The following is a 15744-nucleotide window of genomic DNA, read 5'->3' as shown; positions in this document are numbered from 1 at the left end:
TTTATAAATTAGTTTGTTTTAGGATCAAGTGCATCACGTAACCCATCGCCGAAAAAGTTAAACGATAAGACGAGTAGCATGATGCATAATCCTGGGAAAATGGCTACATAAGAATTAGTTTCTAAATACGTACTGCCTACTTTTAAAATATTGCCCCACTCTGGTATATGTGGCTCGATTCCCAGTCCAAGAAAGCTTAAACTACTAGTTGAAATAACCGCGCCGCCAATTGTCAAAGTTGCTTTTACTATCATCGGAGCGAGAGAGTTCGGTACGATATGCTTAAAAATAATGGCAGCATCTGATACACCGAGTGCTCTTGCTGATTCTACAAATTCAAAATTGGCAATTTGCATAACATTCGCACGCATCGTTCTTGCGTATGTCGGGATCGCCCCTACGCTCAATGCAATAATTAAATTCACTGTGTTTGCGCCAAATGCTGCAATGATCGCAATCGCCAGTAAGATACCAGGGATCGCATACAAAATATCGAGCAAACGCATAATGATGTTATCTGTATTTTTTCCGTAATAGCCTGAAAATGCACCAAGTGCGCCTCCTATTACAGCAGGGATGATAGTTGAAAAGAACCCAACTATTAAAGAGATTTGAGCACCAAACACGATTCTTGAAAATAAATCTCTACCAAAGTTATCTGTCCCTAACGGATAATCCAAAGAAGGTGTTTGTAATAACGCACTATAATTATTTTGCACGGCAAAATCGTAATCAAATGTCCATGAGCTAACGACTGATAGCGAGAACATAAATATAATGAAGAACATGCCGAAAACAGCCATCGTATTACGTAATATTTTATTCCATATTTTTTGCCATTTTTCAACAGCGGATGGATCCGTATTTCGTGCTTTTTTAATTAATGTCCAGCCGAGCAGGAATGAGAAAAGATTTCCTGTTAGCGCTGGTAAAAGCAATATTACACCAAGTGGTATCATCCATTTAGGAGCATCGCTTACTGTAACGTATCGCGCTACAAGTACCGCCATCACCGCATAAAGGACTGCGAGTAATAGAAATGCACCCATCGCTAATAAAAATGTATCCACCACATATGGTTTAAATAAATTTAATGCCGAAATAAGAAGTATAAAAATCTGCGTAATCAACGCATAGACAGCAAAGGTATATTCTGCTGTTTTATTTTTCGTTGCTAGCATAAAGCCAAAGCCTGCTGCAAATACATTACCTACTAAAACTGTGAGCATTAATGGATAAGCAAGCAGACGCGTTCGTGTTTGAATTTCTCGTTCTTTAGCTAAATCCTTTTTAATTTGTAACGTTGTAAACCATATATATAATGTCGTACAGGCATAAATGACAAATATCGCAAGGACATAAGGTCGCCACACGCCATTAGCAAAATCAAAACTATTTAGTAAAAACAGCACTGAAAAAATAGCAGAAAAGGCAATAGTAAACTGTGCATTGACATATTCTTGCGTTATTTTCAAAAGCAGATTTACATTCGATATGAATTTCACAATATACCCTCTCCTAAGATTTCTTCATTTTTGAACGAATGCGTGGATCAAAGAACGCATATAGCACATCAATCACCATATTGACTATCGAAATAGTAATGGCAATATAGACAACCCCACCTAGAATGGCAGGTATATCAGGAATAAATTGTTTATCTACTATATAACTACCGATACCACTAATATTAAATACTTTTTCAGTCACAGAAGCGCCACCGAGCATACCGCCAAATAAAAGGCCTATTACGGTAACAATCGGAATCATCGCATTGCGAATCGCATGCTTTGTGATGACTTTACGCTCACTCAACCCTTTCGCTTTTGCTGTAATAATATAATCCTCATGAATTACTTCGAGCATGCTTGATCTTGTCATTCGTGCAATCGACGCTGTAATAGAAGTACCTAATACAACAACTGGCATGACAATGGATAACCAATTGTTAGGATTATAAGTAGCAGGGAACCATTGTAATTTTAATGAGAACGTTAAAATAAAAATGAGCCCTTGCCAGAAGCTTGGTATCGATAAACCAATAAGTGCAATAAACATAAACGCATAATCTGCAAATGAATTCGGTCGTACCGCTGAAATAATTCCAACAGGTATTGCGATTGCCACCGCCATTAATAATGAAAACAGCGCAATTTCCAATGTTACTGGAAACTTATTCATAATACTTTGCGTAATATTTTCTTTACCTTCAAATGAATTTCCTAAGTCAAACGTAAACAGTCCAGATAAGGAATGCCACAGCTGTACTAAATAGGGCTGATCTAATCCATAAATTTTATTAAAATTCGCGACTTGTTCAGGTGTTGCCTCGATACCTAGCAAATTACGTGCTGGATCAAACGGCGATAAATATAAAATCGTAAATACTAATGTCGCCACACCAACAATGACAAATGCACTTTGGAATAAACGTTCAACGATAAATCGACTAAACGCATTACTGCATAAAATTAAGAAACAATACATTAAAATACCAGGAATAAATGACACAGCTAAAAAAATTGGCTTTTCAAGTAGTTCACTAAAATACTTTTTGTAAGATTGTTTTGCAATACTTTCACTTTCTAGTTTCTTTTCTACTTCTCTAGTAAGCTTTTGTTCAGTTAGTTGATTAACTACCGATTCAAGTTGCTGCTCATTCAGCGATTTATTAAAAAATGCTGCCTTCGTTTGTTCCTGCTGTCTATATTCCGCTTCCCATGCTTGGAGTTTCCCTTGCGAAATAAAATGTTCTTTCGTTTGTGCAAACAATTGAGCATATGAATGTTTATCTTTTTTTAACAAATATAAAAAATATGTAACAATATGCACTGGAAATCCTAGTAAAAATAACACAAAAGAATAACTATTTCTTCTTGTCATTTCATTAAAAATTCGCTTAAAATAATAATTTTCTTTAAACTTGCTAATATTCAGAAAATTATTCATGTATTTCCTCCTTTCTTCGCTTACTATAGTAGTAAGGTATGAAAATAAAATGAGATAATTTACTTTCTTTGCGTATATTGTACAATACCTACCTGTATAGTATAGTATGTATGAACGACTACAGTTCGTCAATAAGAATATTTGAAATTTATTAAAGGATGAGCATTCGATGAGCGAAAAAATTCTTGAAATACAAGATTTACGCGTTTCTTTTATTACAGGAGAAACCGAATTTGAAGCTGTAAAGGGCGTAAACTTTTACGTCAATAAAGGTGAAACGGTTGGCATTGTTGGAGAATCGGGAAGCGGTAAAAGTGTTACGGCTCGATCCATTATGCGTCTTCTCCCATCCCCTCCCTCATTTTTAAAGTCAGGTACAATCCTATTCCAAGGGGAAAATTTGGTGACGCAATCTGAAAAGCAAATGGAGGCAATCCGAGGAAAAGATATTAGTATGATTTTCCAAGACCCGATGACATCTACGAACCCAACAATTCGCGTTGGTGAGCAAATTGCTGAAGGCTTAATGAAGCATCAAAAAATGTCTAAAAAGGAAGCATACGAAAAAACGATTGAATTATTAAAATTAGTTGGCATTAAAAATAGTGAGGAGCGTTATCAGCAATATCCACATGAGTTTAGTGGTGGTATGCGTCAACGTGTCATGATTACGATGGCCCTTGCCTGCAACCCCTCCCTCTTAATTGCAGACGAACCAACTACTGCGCTAGATGTTACAATTCAAGCTCAAATTTTAAGTATTATGAAGCAAATGCAAGAGCGTCTTGGAACATCTATTATTTTAATTACACATGATTTAGGTGTTGTTGCAGGTATGTGTGATCGTGTCATTGTCATGAAAGAGGGAGAAATTGTTGAGGAAGGAACTACGGAAGAGATATTTGCGAATCCGCAGCATTCCTATACGAAGAAGCTATTAAACGCGCTACCAAAGCTGCATGAAAAGAAAGAACCAAAACAGCCACCTAATATCGAAGATGGTACTGATTTAAATGTACCGCTAATAGAAGTACGCAATTTATCCAAGCATTTCGATTTAAAGAAAGGGGAAATTTTAAAAGCAGTAGATGATTTATCATTCCGTATTTATCCTGGTGAGACACTGGGGCTCGTAGGAGAATCTGGTTCAGGTAAGTCAACAACAGGACGTACGATTTTACAGCTCCATGCACCAACAGAAGGAGAAGTATTGTATAAAGGGGTGCCTGTCACTCGCTTAACTAAAAATGAATTAAAGAGTATGCGTCGTCATATGCAAATCATTTTCCAAGATCCGTACTCGTCATTGAACCCCCGAAAAAAGGTGCTTGATATTATCGGGGAGGCACTTGATGTACATAAATTAACGAAATCCGCTGAGCAACGACGCACACGCATAGAAGAATTACTCGAACTAGTAGGCTTAAAAAAGGAGCATGCTTTACGCTATCCACATGAATTTAGTGGTGGGCAACGACAACGTATTGGTATTGCCCGCGCTTTAGCAGTCGAACCGAATTTTATTGTATGTGATGAACCACTCTCTGCCTTAGATGTTTCGATTCAAAAGCAAGTTGTAGACCTATTGAAAGAATTACAACAACGCTTAGGATTGACGTATTTATTTATCGCACATGATTTGTCGATGGTGAAGCATATTAGTGATCGCGTTGCTGTAATGTACGGAGGAAAAATCGTGGAATTAGCGGAGAGTGAAGAACTCTATGCAAACCCACAGCATCCTTATACTAAGATGTTACTACAATCTATTCCAATTCCAGACCCAGCTATTGAAAAACAGAAGAAACGCCAGGTCATGTCAGAGGAAGAATTGATGACCAATCGTTTTAATTTAGACAATACACAGCTTGTGGAAGTGTCTAAAGATCACTGGGTAGCGAAGGAGTGCCAGTCACTCAAACAATTCTGAATTTTTTTGTCCGAGTAAAATCCACTTTGACTTCTGCGGTACAACGGAACGTAAGACGCAAAAAAGCGCGTTTAAGCAAGTTGCGTCTTACATCGTGCCTGCGGAAAGTTGAGTGGTTTTTTTAATTTAGAAGCGCTTGAATGGATTTAATTTACCTCTTCTTAATATGGCTAGGCATGATTTATCGTTTCTAAATCATCTTTAGTAAAACTCAAATATTTTGACGTAATAGTAATTTGTTGATTCATTATTACTATGTCTGATATTTTAAGCCCTCTATCGATTTTATGATTTTTGCTAATTTAATCGAATGATTTTCTTTCTCCCACAAAATATAACTAGTTTAAATTTTTAATGGATAAACACCCCCCCACTTTTTTGCAAAATACATATTATACATTGAAGAAAGGAGGGAATTTTCCATGGGATACTACGGAAATGCAGGCAATTGGAACAATAATTGTTGTGGAGTAAATAACTATGATTATGGTAATAACAATAACGGTTCAACATTCGTACTAATTGTTGTACTATTTATTCTTTTAATTATTGTCGGTGCTACTTTCATCAGTAATGGAGATGATTGCTAATACTATTATCCAAATGTAATGCACCTCTCTAACACAAAGGGTTGCTCTCAGCCTGGTAACCCTTTTAATCTAATCCTTGCACCGACACCTTTCATTTAGATATGAAGTAACTCAAATAGACGAGCTAAAAATTTTTTATACTTAAAATCAAACCAGTCACCATTGTAAATTTTGCATTGGTCACTGGTTTGATTTTTATTTTGCTATTTACTCAATTTTATTTCTTCCATCCTACTGCAATATCATTCGAAGGAAATTCCATAACCAATTGAATTTGAGGTGCATAAATATATTTATCCCAATGCCTCACTTCCTCGACTCTATGAAGGATATTAACCAATTGTGTTTTAATCACATGTTGAGCATTCAAGTCAATAATATAACAATATGTATGCTGTTCTTTATGATTTTTCATCACTAATTCTGCTAATGCACTTTCATAGTCAACAAAGTTAGAAAATATCGTTTTGTAAAACATACGTGTCCAGTCAATTCCCGAGTGACAAAATGGGAACTCTTCAAATAAATCATCGGTGATTTTTTTAGAAGCTTCTTTTGATAAAATGGCTATCTCCTCTTCAAAACGAATATTTGGAAACAACGAATTTACTTCCTCTACAACTATTTCATAGGCTCTTTGTTCCTCCGCCTCCTTTCTTTTTTCGTTTTGCAGAGCTAACAATTCCTTCAAACGTTCCTTTTTATCTTTCATCCTATTCGTCCTTACTATCTGTTCAATTTGCTATTTTAAAAAATAAAAAAGAGCTGTCTCAACAGCTCAAAATGATTAAACCCTAAGCGAGCCACGGAAGCCTCTTGCAGCATAGTAGGAATCCGCTCCATTATGATACATAAAGACAGTGTCGTAGCGACGATCACAAAAGATGGCCCCGCCAAGTTTTCTAATATTGTCAGGTGTTTGCACCCAACTTGACGTTTTCAAATCAAAATTTCCTAGTTCCTGCAACTTGCGATATTGGTCCTCTGTTAAAAGTTCAATGCCCATAGCGTTTGCCAAATCGATTACAGTATTTTCTGGTTGATGCTTTTTTCTTGATTCCAATGCTTCACGATCGTAACAAAAGCTTCTACGACCTTTAGGGCTTTCCGTTGCACAATCGTAAAAAATGTACTCGTCCGAATTTTTGTCATACTCGACAACATCGGGCTCACCGCCTGTCACTTCCATTTCATTCAGTGACCATAGTTTTTCCGTATTAGCTTCTAGCTTAGCTTGTACTTTAGCCCAGTCAAGACCTTGATGGCGGTCCATATTTTTCTCAAATCGGTCTTGCAACGTTTTCAGTAGTTCCTCATGCTGCTCAATTGATAACTCTTTCGTTGGCATATTCGTTTCCCCCATATTAAAATTGTCCTAGTTGATTATTTAAAAAGATTATAAATGCATTTTGAACTTTTTCCTTCTTTATCAATCTTTTCACACGATGTGTACTTTGCAAATATTTCCTTACTTTTCTATTTACGAAAAATAGCTTTCGATATTTTTCTTCATTATAAATAACTTCGAACCAAAATTCATTTTTTAACAATTCAATATTTCTATCGATTTTTCGTGTATTTAAAGCAATACTACCATTAGGGATGAAAGCTGCAAGTAAATCTTCTATCAATTCATTTATTCCACCTTGAAAATCACTTTCAATTATCTATATAAAATAACCTGTTTCTTCGTCGTTTTCAACAACTTGCTGTCATCGACAGTTGTTTATTCGTGACTGTTATTAGTACAAAAGAGAACGATACAATCTCAATCGATAGTGATTTTTGTAATATAAGAGGCGACAGAATAAAAGACACTTACAACTTAGTAAGTGCCTTTTCATGAATTCCATATTATGTTTAGGTATTTATCCTTTAAATTAATCCGTTAGGAGACGTAGACCATTTTTGTAGATGTTCAGAACTTATACTATAAGAAACAACTTTCTCTTTGTATTTCTTCACAACATCCACGTGATTATCGTAATTAAAAACAAAAAAGTGAATATCTTCTTTTTTGCCCTTATTTACATTGATAACAAAAGGCGTTACATTCGATTCTGGCTCTAAAAATAATTTTTCATTGCCTGGAAAGATATAATGCTTTTTTAAAAAGGAAGCCTCATTAAAATAGCCAGTAAATCTATTTTTATCTTCTTCTTCTAAATTCTTTCCATTGTAGGTTACCGTCACATCTTTTGAATCCAGTTTTTTATGAAGTTCAAATTTACTTACTGTCCATCCCACAACGATACTTGGCGGACTCATTATCAATTTAACAATAGATCCAATAACGATTGTAATAACTAAACCCCATGTCATAGCATATCAACTCTTTCAATCATTTTATTATTTTTATATATAGCAAATAATTTTATCACCTTCATTGCCATCGTTTCACTAAATGCCTAGATGCATCATCCACTTCTCAATGATAAAGGAATTATAGTGAATCGTACCATCCAATTGGAGGGTTTTTTGACCATCCATTTATTTTGGAACTAAACTAAAATCATTTTTTTGCTCTATTCAAAACCATACCATACAAGCTTTGAATATCAAATGAAAGTATTGTGACATAATAAAAACAGAGCCACTCTCCAACCTGAGGATTGGAGGAGTGCTCTATTTCTTTCATTTTAAGCTTAAGTGGCGATGTCTTTAAAACATAAAATGAACGCGGTATAAAATATAATAAAAGGTAGCCGCCTTAAGTTTTCTCATCAGCAGCTCGAACTTTTAAGGGATGATGCTATTTTCCCTTATTACAATCATATAGGTTTTCTATATCGTTTAAACCATCCACTCTTGGTTATTTTTAGTCATCCAATTAACTATACTCTTTGTAGTGCTTGTGCAAACCTTTTTATACCTTCATCAATCGATTCTTCATCTTCCCTTGCGAAAGTAAAACGAACAAAGCTTTCTTTGGAACCTAATGTAGAGCCTGGGGCATAGATGACCCCCTGCTTAATAGATGCCTCAAGTAATTGGGTTTCATTAAAGCTTTTTAGTATTTTACACCATATATGAATACCACCTTGCGGAATCGAATATTCCACAAGCCCTTTTAAATAAGTATCAAGGCTTTTAATAATTGTATCTCTTCTTTTTTCTAATTCCTTAATTAAACTTTTTATATGCGTATGAAAATTTTCTGATTCTAAAAAATCATTCGCTATCCATTGTGTATAGCTAGAATGACCAAAGTCGATTTGTTGCTTCGCATCGGATAAACGTTCAATTACTGATGTCGGACCAATAATCCATCCAATTCTTAGTCCTGAAGCTACAATTTTGGACAATGAACTAATATATAAAACATTGCCGTTCCTATCCAATGATTTAAGGGTTGAAATTTTCTCTCCTGAAAAAGCAGTTAAACTATATGGATCGTCTTCTACAACAGGAATCCCTAGCTTTGAGGATATGTCTAAAATCGCTTCTCTTTTTCTTTGATTCAATAGATAACCAGTCGGATTTTGAAAATAAGGATTTAGAAAAATCATTTTAATTCGGTGTTTTTTATATAGTTTTTGCAAATCTTCTGGGTTAATCCCATCCTTATCGACAGGCAAATAATGTATTTGAATGCCTGCTGATTTAAAAGTAGGAAGATTGTAATTATATGAAGGATCTTCTATAGCAATGGCGTCTCCTGGCTTTAGCAAACATTGGACAATTAAATGTAATGCTTGCTGCGCCCCTGAAGTGATAAGTATTGAAGACGGGCTGGTTTCAATTCCGCGACTTCTTTTTACATGTTTTGAAAGTGTACTTCTTAAAATTTCATTTCCTTGAGGATGATCGTATCCTAAGCTTCCAATAAAGGAGCGTGTCGAAGTAATTTCGCTTAAAAATTTTTTAGGGAAAAGATCCTCTGACAACTCACCAGAAGCTAAATTAATTAATTTATGTTCAACTGCTTCTTTTCTTATTTTTTGCATTACAGGTAGACTCGGTAAAAAAGAACCTGCCTCAATATAGCGGTTCCAGCTTGGAATCCGTTTTTTTGTAATACCCCAAATATCTTTACTAATGGTAGTACCGCTTCCTCTAGTTCTGTCAATTAGGCCCAACGATTCTAATTCGTCATATGCATGCACGACAGTACTTCTATTTACGTTTAATGTACTAGCCAAATATCTTTCCGATGGCAATGGTTTATCAGGTGGAAATGTACCATCTGCAATTCCCTTTTCAATATATTCTGCGAGTTGTTTATAGATAGCTTTTTTTGCTTTTCTATCAGGTTTCCAATCCATATATACTCACCTCATAATATTCTATCAAACATGCTTTCATCTTTTAGCATTTTTATACAAGCTAAAAGATTATATATTAATGTAAGTTAGCTTGTCTTGAACCAGCCACTACAATGCTATTTTAGCCATCCACTAAAAAATCCAATCGCTAGCTATAATGCGTTGCGACGGTTACTAAAAGACTAAAAAAAGACCAGTTGCTCATTATATTAATGAGAACTGGACCACTATCAGCTTTTTATATTCAACTGTTTGATATCCTGTCTACGATCCCACTCAAATGTAATTAAATCATGGCTATTCAAATCCTCTGCAAATAATGAAATAGCTGAAATTCGACTATTGTCATAAAGCTTAAAGTAATAGTTTTTGCTTTGGGCACACATTGCAGAAGTATAAATTGTATAATCCGTCTTTCCCTCTTTATTTAACACAACACCTTTCGGAATATTAACGGAAGATAGAATATGAAACATGGCAGTTACCCCTTCTGTTTCATTTTTCGCTTGTTCCGTATACTTTTTCCAATAAGCGACACGAAGAAATCGTGCAGATGGCGTAAAATCACCTGGCAATCCTAACCCACCTGCCCCTTGCCCAAACGGTGTTAATTTCAAATTTCCCATTGTAATGTCTTGTGGAGGGTGAGGTGTGACACCAATATAAGCTCTTAAATTTGTCTGATGCCATTCATATCCAGGGCTATTGGTCATAACCCCTATTGTTTGGCGATGAATGGTTATGCCTGTTCTATCAGGCTCAATAACTATCGTTTCTCCAGTAGCATCTGTAAAAGTATAGTGAAGTGGTGGTGCGAAGCCAAGTATGTTATTTGCTTCAGTCAATAATGTAAAAGCACCTAATTTTTCAACAACATCGTCGACTGTTACACAGCTTCCTAAAACTTGTGAAACAACATAAATTGGATTAATACCTCTCGTACCTTCTTTCGGCTTATCCGAATATGTCGCAAATGTGGCATAGTAAAGCATTGCTCCCATTAACCCCTTTTCGTTTACACCATCGTAGAGAACTGGAGATGCGAGATCCGTGCTTCCCATGCCAATAAACGCGTATGGATTGCTAATCGTTACCTCATTTTTCTCTTCAAGCAATCGAATGCCATATTTACGTGGAACAATAACTACTTTACTATCTGGTTCCATTGTAAAATCCATTGTTCTAGCAAATAATGTTTTTTTATCTGTTGTATTTATTGATAAGCTACTACATCCAAACATTAAAACACTCCCTCTTTAAGATTAGCTTAACCAACTTTGAATGGGTGACATGCTTTCACTAAAAACAAAATGTGAATTTCCCAAGGATTATATTCATTTTACGAAATTGGTTAATTATCACTAATATTGTATTATGTTTGTAGGGGTGATTATTAATGGATGAAATAGACATTATAAACAAAGAAGCAATCAAAACTGATTTGGCTCTAATTAAATCCTGTTTGCGATTAATTAATCAAACAGTGACTTTATGCAAACGAAGAGGGGAAACGTTTGACGCTCCAGAAAATGAAGAATTACATATGTTAATTTCCAAAATTGATAGAGACTTGAACAAAATTAAGTTAAATATACAGTATGAAACAACCAATACGATGCACCGGTAACTAACATTTAGCTATGCTTAAATAAAACTATTGCAGGCTTAGAAACCCAATAAATGATTAATCATTTATTGGGTTTCTATTTTCATATATTTTTAAATGCCCAAACCTAATGAGAATAAAATTACGGCTAATATAACGCCTAATGCTGGTACTACAACTGTTAAGGCACCAAATGCTGGATAAGCATCTTTATGTGTTTCTCCACAGATAGAACGAATAGTCGTGACAACATATCCTCCTTGTGGAAGCGAGTCAAGTGACCCAGAAGAAATGGCAACTGTTCTGTGTAACGCCTCAGGATTGACTCCTAAATCTAAATAATGTGGTGCTAATAAAGGTAATGCGATGGCTTGTCCACCAGATGACGAACCCGTTAGTCCCGCAATAACTGCTACCGCTAAAGCACCACCTACTAATGGGCTTCCTGGAATATCCGTCATAACCTTCACAGCAGATTCAAAGGCAGGTGTTGCTTTTACGACACCCCCAAAACCAACAACTGCAGCTGTATTTGCAATCGCAACAATAGCACCCATTGCCCCTTCTCCTACTGCTGCACCAAAATTTTGAAAGAACTTTCTGTTGATTAGGTAACTTGCTAAAATACCGCCCGTTAACGCAATAATCAATGCTGACGTTCCTAAAGAATTATGGAAGGTGAAAGAAATAATTAATACAACGAGAAGCGGAACAATACTTAAAATCGGATTTGGTAAATCTGTTCGAGTTGTTTTCAATACATCCGTCTCTCTACTAACAAATCGTTCTCCATTCGCCATAGCTTTGTTGATCATCTTTTTTAGCCACCAATAACCAAATGCCAACATAAATACAGCGACAATAAAGCTCACTTCCCATCCTGCATATGGTGAAGTGCCTAAAAACTGAATTGGAATCCAATTTTGTATTTCAGGCGAACCTGCAGATGTCATCGTAAACGTTGTTGAGCCAAACCCAAGTGCCGCTGGAATAAAGCGTCTTGGTAAATCGGCCTGTTTAAATAGGCTAAGCGCCATTGGATACACAGAAAATGCTACAACAAACAAGCTCACACCACCATAAGTTAAAACCGCACAGGCAACTACAATCGCTAATGCAGCTTGTTTCATGCCAATTTTATTGACAATCCATTGCGAAACACTGTCCGCCGCTCCACTATCTTCCATTACTTTACCAAATATAGCCCCTGTTAAAAACATTAAATACCAAGATGCAATAAAGCCTGTGAAACCAGACATATAATTAGTTAAAAAGTTTGCAGCATCATTTTCTGCGAGCTGCGGGAAAAGCGGAAGCCCATTTAATAGCCCTACAAGCAATGCGGTAATAGGTGCAGCAATGAGTAAATTCATACCTCTCATTGTTAAATATATTAATAGTGCCAATCCGCCAAATAACCCAATCATCCCTAACATATTGTTCCCCCCGAATCCCCTTTTTGCACTTTATTAATCTTCACTTACTTGCCGTCATTCCTAGCATTCATCATTCTATTTTCCGTATCTTCTTACACGTAGAAGAGCCTGCTCTGCATGACCAGCGAAATTTTCTAACTGACAAAGACGTGCTGCATATTCCCCGATGTAGGCACTTGCCTCTGGTGTTACTTTTTGATAGGTAACCGTCTTAATGAATTTTCCTACCCATAATCCACCTGTATAACGAGCAGCACCTTTAGTTGGTAATGTATGATTTGTGCCAATTACTTTGTCTCCATAGGCAACATTTGTCTCAGGGCCTAAGAATAAGCATCCGTAGTTCGTCATATTTTCAAGGAAGTAATTTGGATCTTCGGTTAATATCTCTACATGCTCAAAAGCAAGGCGATCTGCTTCAACTCTAGCTTCCTCAATTGAATCTACTAAAAGGATTTGACCATAATCTTCCCAAGATACACGGGCAACATCAGCAGTTGGTAACGTTTGCAATTGACGTTCAATTTCTTTTACAGTTTCTTCTGCTAGTTTTTCAGATGTTGTAATTAGTGCACCAGGTGATGTAGGTCCATGTTCCCCTTGACCTAAAAGGTCCGTTGCAATCATTTCGGCATCTGCCGTATGGTCAGCAACTACTAATGTTTCTGTTGGTCCAGCAAACAAGTCAATGCCTACGCGACCATACAATTGTCTTTTTGCTTCAGCAACGAAAGCATTCCCTGGTCCAACAATCATATCTACAGATTCGATTGTTTCTGTCCCAATTGCCATTGCAGCCATTGCTTGAATACCACCTAAAAGGTAAATTTCATCCGCACCTGCTAAGGACATAGCAGCAATTGTGGCATGTGGAATTTCTCCGTTAATAGGTGGCGTACATGCGATTACTCGTTTTACGCCTGCCACTTTAGCCGTTAAAACACTCATATGTGCTGATGCAACCATTGGATAGCGACCACCAGGGATGTAACATCCAACACTGTTAACAGGAATATTTTTGTGACCTAAAATAACGCCTGGAATATTTTCTACTTCTACATCATGTAGTGAAGCTAATTGCGCCTCTGCAAATTCACGAATATTTTTTTGAGCAAATTGAATATCCGCAATTACGTCACTTGGCACTTTGGATACGATTTCATTTATTTGTTTGTCAGTTAAACGAAACGCTGTCGGAGACCATTTATCAAATTTTTCAGATAGTTCACGAACTGCCTGATCTCCTCGTTTTTCTATATCCTTAATTGCTTCGGAAACAATTTGAGATACCTGCGAGTCATTTATGCTTACTTCTTCTTTTGATTTTCCAGATTTCAATACTTTAACCATTGTTTTTACCCCTTTTTGTTTAGAATTTCATTTTTGCATACGTATGCAGAAATTATATAAGTAAGATTATTCGAAAAATAATAGCTTGTCAACAAGTATTTATTTTCGTTATTTTTATTAAATATTTACCATATCACATATAAAAATAATAAAAGCATCACACTATCTCATATAAGATACACATACATATTGCTGTATGCATCCTCATTTTGAAATAGCATGATGCCTAGAAATAAGTCTTTACGACCTTTATACACTATGTTGTTTTTCGTAAAATAAGCGCTCCATCAATTTCGAGATTTTTAGCTTCACCTGAATATTCCTCTAGTTCATTAAGTAAATATTTCACAGTCTCTTCTACCATTTCTGTAATTGGTTGCTCCCATGTTGTTAGATTGTATGTAGGCCAAGCTGCCATTTCAATATTATCAAAACCAATTACTTTCGTTTCATTCGGAATATCAATATTATTGTCCTTTAATGCATCCACTACCCCTAACGCCATAATATCATTGGCCACAAAGAACGCATCGGGCAATTGTTTTTCTGATATAATTTTCTGTGTGATATTATATCCACCCTCATATGTGTAATCAGAGCTGTATTTCTGATAGTCCACTTCTTCCCCTTGCAACACAGCACTAAATCCCTTTTCCCGTTCTCTACTAGTCGATGTATTTTCATTCCCTGAAATATAAATCATCTTTGTGCAGCCCATACTCAATAGATATTCTGCAATCTTTTTACTTGCCTCAAAGTTGTTACAACATACAGAATAAAATTGATTATTATCTATTTTTCGATTAAACAGAACTAACGGTATTTGATACTTGATGAAATCTTCTGTAACCGATAAAGAAAGTGATGCATCGGTAATAACTACACCCGCAACATTATAATTAAATAATATTTCGATATCATCTTTTTGTATTTCATCATTGTTCGTATAGATGAATAGTACGCTGTAGCCATGTTTTTTTAGAGAAGTTGTAAATAGCTTTAATACTTGAGGGTAAAATGGATTTTGAACGCCTTTCATTACTAAACCAATTATTTTTGATTGATTTGTAATTAAACTACGTGCAAATTCATTCGGTCTATAACCTAGCTCCTGTGCCGCTGCTAAAACCTTTTCTTTAGTTTTCGCAGATACTGACGCACCTTCAAAATAAACTCTTGATACTGAAGATTGTGAAACACCAGCCAATTTTGCTACATCCTTGGCAGTAACTCCTTGTTTCATGTTGTACATAACCTCTTTCGATCTATATTTCATCTCAACAAATTAATTGCATGAGCTTTCACTGTGTCCTCGATAAAACCTATTCTCATAAACAAACTACCTTAGAACTTGGGTGGAAAGCAAGTACTAGATAGACTATTTGTATTGAATGTCATTCCTAACTTGTATAGTCGATATGAGCCCACAAAAAAAGACCATCTATCAACTAGAGGTCCTACCTATACGTAACCGAAAAACGTGTTTATTGCTTAATGTATATACTTATATTAAAACTAGAAACTACGTTAGATGTCAAGAATATTCCAAGGAAAGCGTTGTTGCCATAAATAAAAAAGGAAGCGATAGTGAGCTTCCTTTTTGTTAGTTATCCGAAAT

At 35.8% G+C, this 15744-nt stretch carries 14 protein-coding genes; 3 read left to right on the top strand and 11 right to left on the bottom strand.

From position 1 onward, the window contains the following. Positions 1 to 8: 8 nt before the first annotated feature. Both JNUCC52_RS20395 and JNUCC52_RS20390 read right to left on the bottom strand, forming a co-directional pair. Positions 9 to 1505, bottom strand: a complete 1497-nt coding sequence (locus JNUCC52_RS20395) for an ABC transporter permease (protein WP_337980686.1) — start codon at positions 1503 to 1505, stop codon at positions 9 to 11. 13 nt (positions 1506 to 1518) lie between these two features. After that, positions 1519 to 2949, bottom strand: a complete 1431-nt coding sequence (locus JNUCC52_RS20390; RefSeq protein ID WP_443136901.1) for an ABC transporter permease — start codon at positions 2947 to 2949, stop codon at positions 1519 to 1521. Between the two features lie 169 nt (positions 2950 to 3118). Here JNUCC52_RS20390 and JNUCC52_RS20385 point away from each other — a divergent pair, with 169 nt between their 5' ends. Together JNUCC52_RS20385 and JNUCC52_RS20380 are read left to right on the top strand one after the other, a co-directional pair. Then, positions 3119 to 4879, top strand: a complete 1761-nt coding sequence (locus JNUCC52_RS20385; RefSeq protein ID WP_172772252.1) for an ABC transporter ATP-binding protein — start codon at positions 3119 to 3121, stop codon at positions 4877 to 4879. Positions 4880 to 5301: 422 nt separating this feature from the next. Next, positions 5302 to 5469: a YjcZ family sporulation protein gene (locus JNUCC52_RS20380; RefSeq protein WP_172772253.1), complete on the top strand. Its 168-nt coding sequence runs from the start codon at positions 5302 to 5304 to the stop codon at positions 5467 to 5469. Positions 5470 to 5686: 217 nt separating this feature from the next. On the opposite strand, the gene JNUCC52_RS20375 is transcribed toward JNUCC52_RS20380, so the two are convergent. The 6 genes from JNUCC52_RS20375 to JNUCC52_RS20350 all read right to left on the bottom strand — a co-directional run bounded on the left by JNUCC52_RS20375 (position 5687) and on the right by JNUCC52_RS20350 (position 10975). Beyond that, complete coding sequence (locus JNUCC52_RS20375; protein WP_337980685.1) at positions 5687 to 6181, bottom strand: CDI toxin immunity protein; 495 nt, start codon at positions 6179 to 6181, stop codon at positions 5687 to 5689. A gap of 75 nt (positions 6182 to 6256) precedes the next feature. Continuing rightward, a complete protein-coding gene (locus JNUCC52_RS20370; protein ID WP_172772255.1) occupies positions 6257 to 6817 on the bottom strand; it encodes a DUF4256 domain-containing protein in 561 nt (186 codons plus the stop codon). A gap of 16 nt (positions 6818 to 6833) precedes the next feature. Beyond that, the gene (locus JNUCC52_RS20365) at positions 6834 to 7100 is read right to left on the bottom strand and encodes a hypothetical protein (RefSeq protein ID WP_337980684.1); all 267 of its coding nucleotides are present in this window, start codon (positions 7098 to 7100) and stop codon (positions 6834 to 6836) included. Between the two features lie 244 nt (positions 7101 to 7344). Continuing rightward, complete coding sequence (locus tag JNUCC52_RS20360; RefSeq protein WP_172772256.1) at positions 7345 to 7791, bottom strand: YfmQ family protein; 447 nt, start codon at positions 7789 to 7791, stop codon at positions 7345 to 7347. Positions 7792 to 8303: 512 nt separating this feature from the next. Further along, complete coding sequence (gene pdxR, locus JNUCC52_RS20355; RefSeq protein WP_172772257.1) at positions 8304 to 9734, bottom strand: MocR-like pyridoxine biosynthesis transcription factor PdxR; 1431 nt, start codon at positions 9732 to 9734, stop codon at positions 8304 to 8306. Between the two features lie 230 nt (positions 9735 to 9964). Beyond that, positions 9965 to 10975 carry a linear amide C-N hydrolase gene (locus tag JNUCC52_RS20350; protein ID WP_172772258.1) on the bottom strand — a complete coding sequence of 337 codons (1011 nt, stop codon included), beginning with the start codon at positions 10973 to 10975 and terminating at the stop codon, positions 9965 to 9967. Between the two features lie 155 nt (positions 10976 to 11130). Between JNUCC52_RS20350 and JNUCC52_RS20345 the strand changes: the two genes are divergently transcribed. After that, the gene (locus tag JNUCC52_RS20345; protein WP_172772259.1) at positions 11131 to 11361 is read left to right on the top strand and encodes a phosphoglycerate mutase; all 231 of its coding nucleotides are present in this window, start codon (positions 11131 to 11133) and stop codon (positions 11359 to 11361) included. A gap of 92 nt (positions 11362 to 11453) precedes the next feature. Here the strand turns inward: JNUCC52_RS20345 and JNUCC52_RS20340 are convergent, their stop codons facing one another. From JNUCC52_RS20340 to JNUCC52_RS20330, 3 genes are all read right to left on the bottom strand, one after another. Then, positions 11454 to 12776 (bottom strand): GntP family permease, encoded by a 1323-nt coding sequence (locus JNUCC52_RS20340; RefSeq protein WP_172772260.1) that lies wholly within the window; start codon positions 12774 to 12776, stop codon positions 11454 to 11456. A gap of 75 nt (positions 12777 to 12851) precedes the next feature. Further along, complete coding sequence (gene hisD / locus JNUCC52_RS20335; RefSeq protein ID WP_172772261.1) at positions 12852 to 14126, bottom strand: histidinol dehydrogenase; 1275 nt, start codon at positions 14124 to 14126, stop codon at positions 12852 to 12854. A 256-nt stretch (positions 14127 to 14382) separates the two neighbouring features. After that, positions 14383 to 15369, bottom strand: a complete 987-nt coding sequence (locus tag JNUCC52_RS20330; RefSeq protein WP_337980683.1) for a LacI family DNA-binding transcriptional regulator — start codon at positions 15367 to 15369, stop codon at positions 14383 to 14385. Positions 15370 to 15744 lie beyond the last annotated feature (375 nt).

The sequence above is a fragment of the Lysinibacillus sp. JNUCC-52 genome (genome assembly GCF_015999545.1).
GTDB lineage: Bacteria > Bacillota > Bacilli > Bacillales_A > Planococcaceae > Lysinibacillus.
This window is presented reverse-complemented; position numbering and strand designations above follow the sequence as displayed.

What these genes read in the sequence shown, in the direction of transcription:
- JNUCC52_RS20390 (WP_443136901.1), bottom strand. Translation starts at nt 2,949, where the DNA reads ATGAATAATTTTCTGAATATTAGCAAGTTTAAAGAAAATTATTATTTT.
- JNUCC52_RS20385 (WP_172772252.1), top strand. Translation starts at nt 3,119, where the DNA reads ATGAGCGAAAAAATTCTTGAAATACAAGATTTACGCGTTTCTTTTATT.
- JNUCC52_RS20380 (WP_172772253.1), top strand. Translation starts at nt 5,302, where the DNA reads ATGGGATACTACGGAAATGCAGGCAATTGGAACAATAATTGTTGTGGA.
- JNUCC52_RS20375 (WP_337980685.1), bottom strand. Translation starts at nt 6,181, where the DNA reads ATGAAAGATAAAAAGGAACGTTTGAAGGAATTGTTAGCTCTGCAAAAC.
- JNUCC52_RS20370 (WP_172772255.1), bottom strand. Translation starts at nt 6,817, where the DNA reads ATGCCAACGAAAGAGTTATCAATTGAGCAGCATGAGGAACTACTGAAA.
- JNUCC52_RS20360 (WP_172772256.1), bottom strand. Translation starts at nt 7,791, where the DNA reads ATGACATGGGGTTTAGTTATTACAATCGTTATTGGATCTATTGTTAAA.
- pdxR (WP_172772257.1), bottom strand. Translation starts at nt 9,734, where the DNA reads ATGGATTGGAAACCTGATAGAAAAGCAAAAAAAGCTATCTATAAACAA.
- JNUCC52_RS20350 (WP_172772258.1), bottom strand. Translation starts at nt 10,975, where the DNA reads ATGTTTGGATGTAGTAGCTTATCAATAAATACAACAGATAAAAAAACA.
- JNUCC52_RS20345 (WP_172772259.1), top strand. Translation starts at nt 11,131, where the DNA reads ATGGATGAAATAGACATTATAAACAAAGAAGCAATCAAAACTGATTTG.
- JNUCC52_RS20340 (WP_172772260.1), bottom strand. Translation starts at nt 12,776, where the DNA reads ATGTTAGGGATGATTGGGTTATTTGGCGGATTGGCACTATTAATATAT.
- hisD (WP_172772261.1), bottom strand. Translation starts at nt 14,126, where the DNA reads ATGGTTAAAGTATTGAAATCTGGAAAATCAAAAGAAGAAGTAAGCATA.
- JNUCC52_RS20330 (WP_337980683.1), bottom strand. Translation starts at nt 15,369, where the DNA reads ATGAAACAAGGAGTTACTGCCAAGGATGTAGCAAAATTGGCTGGTGTT.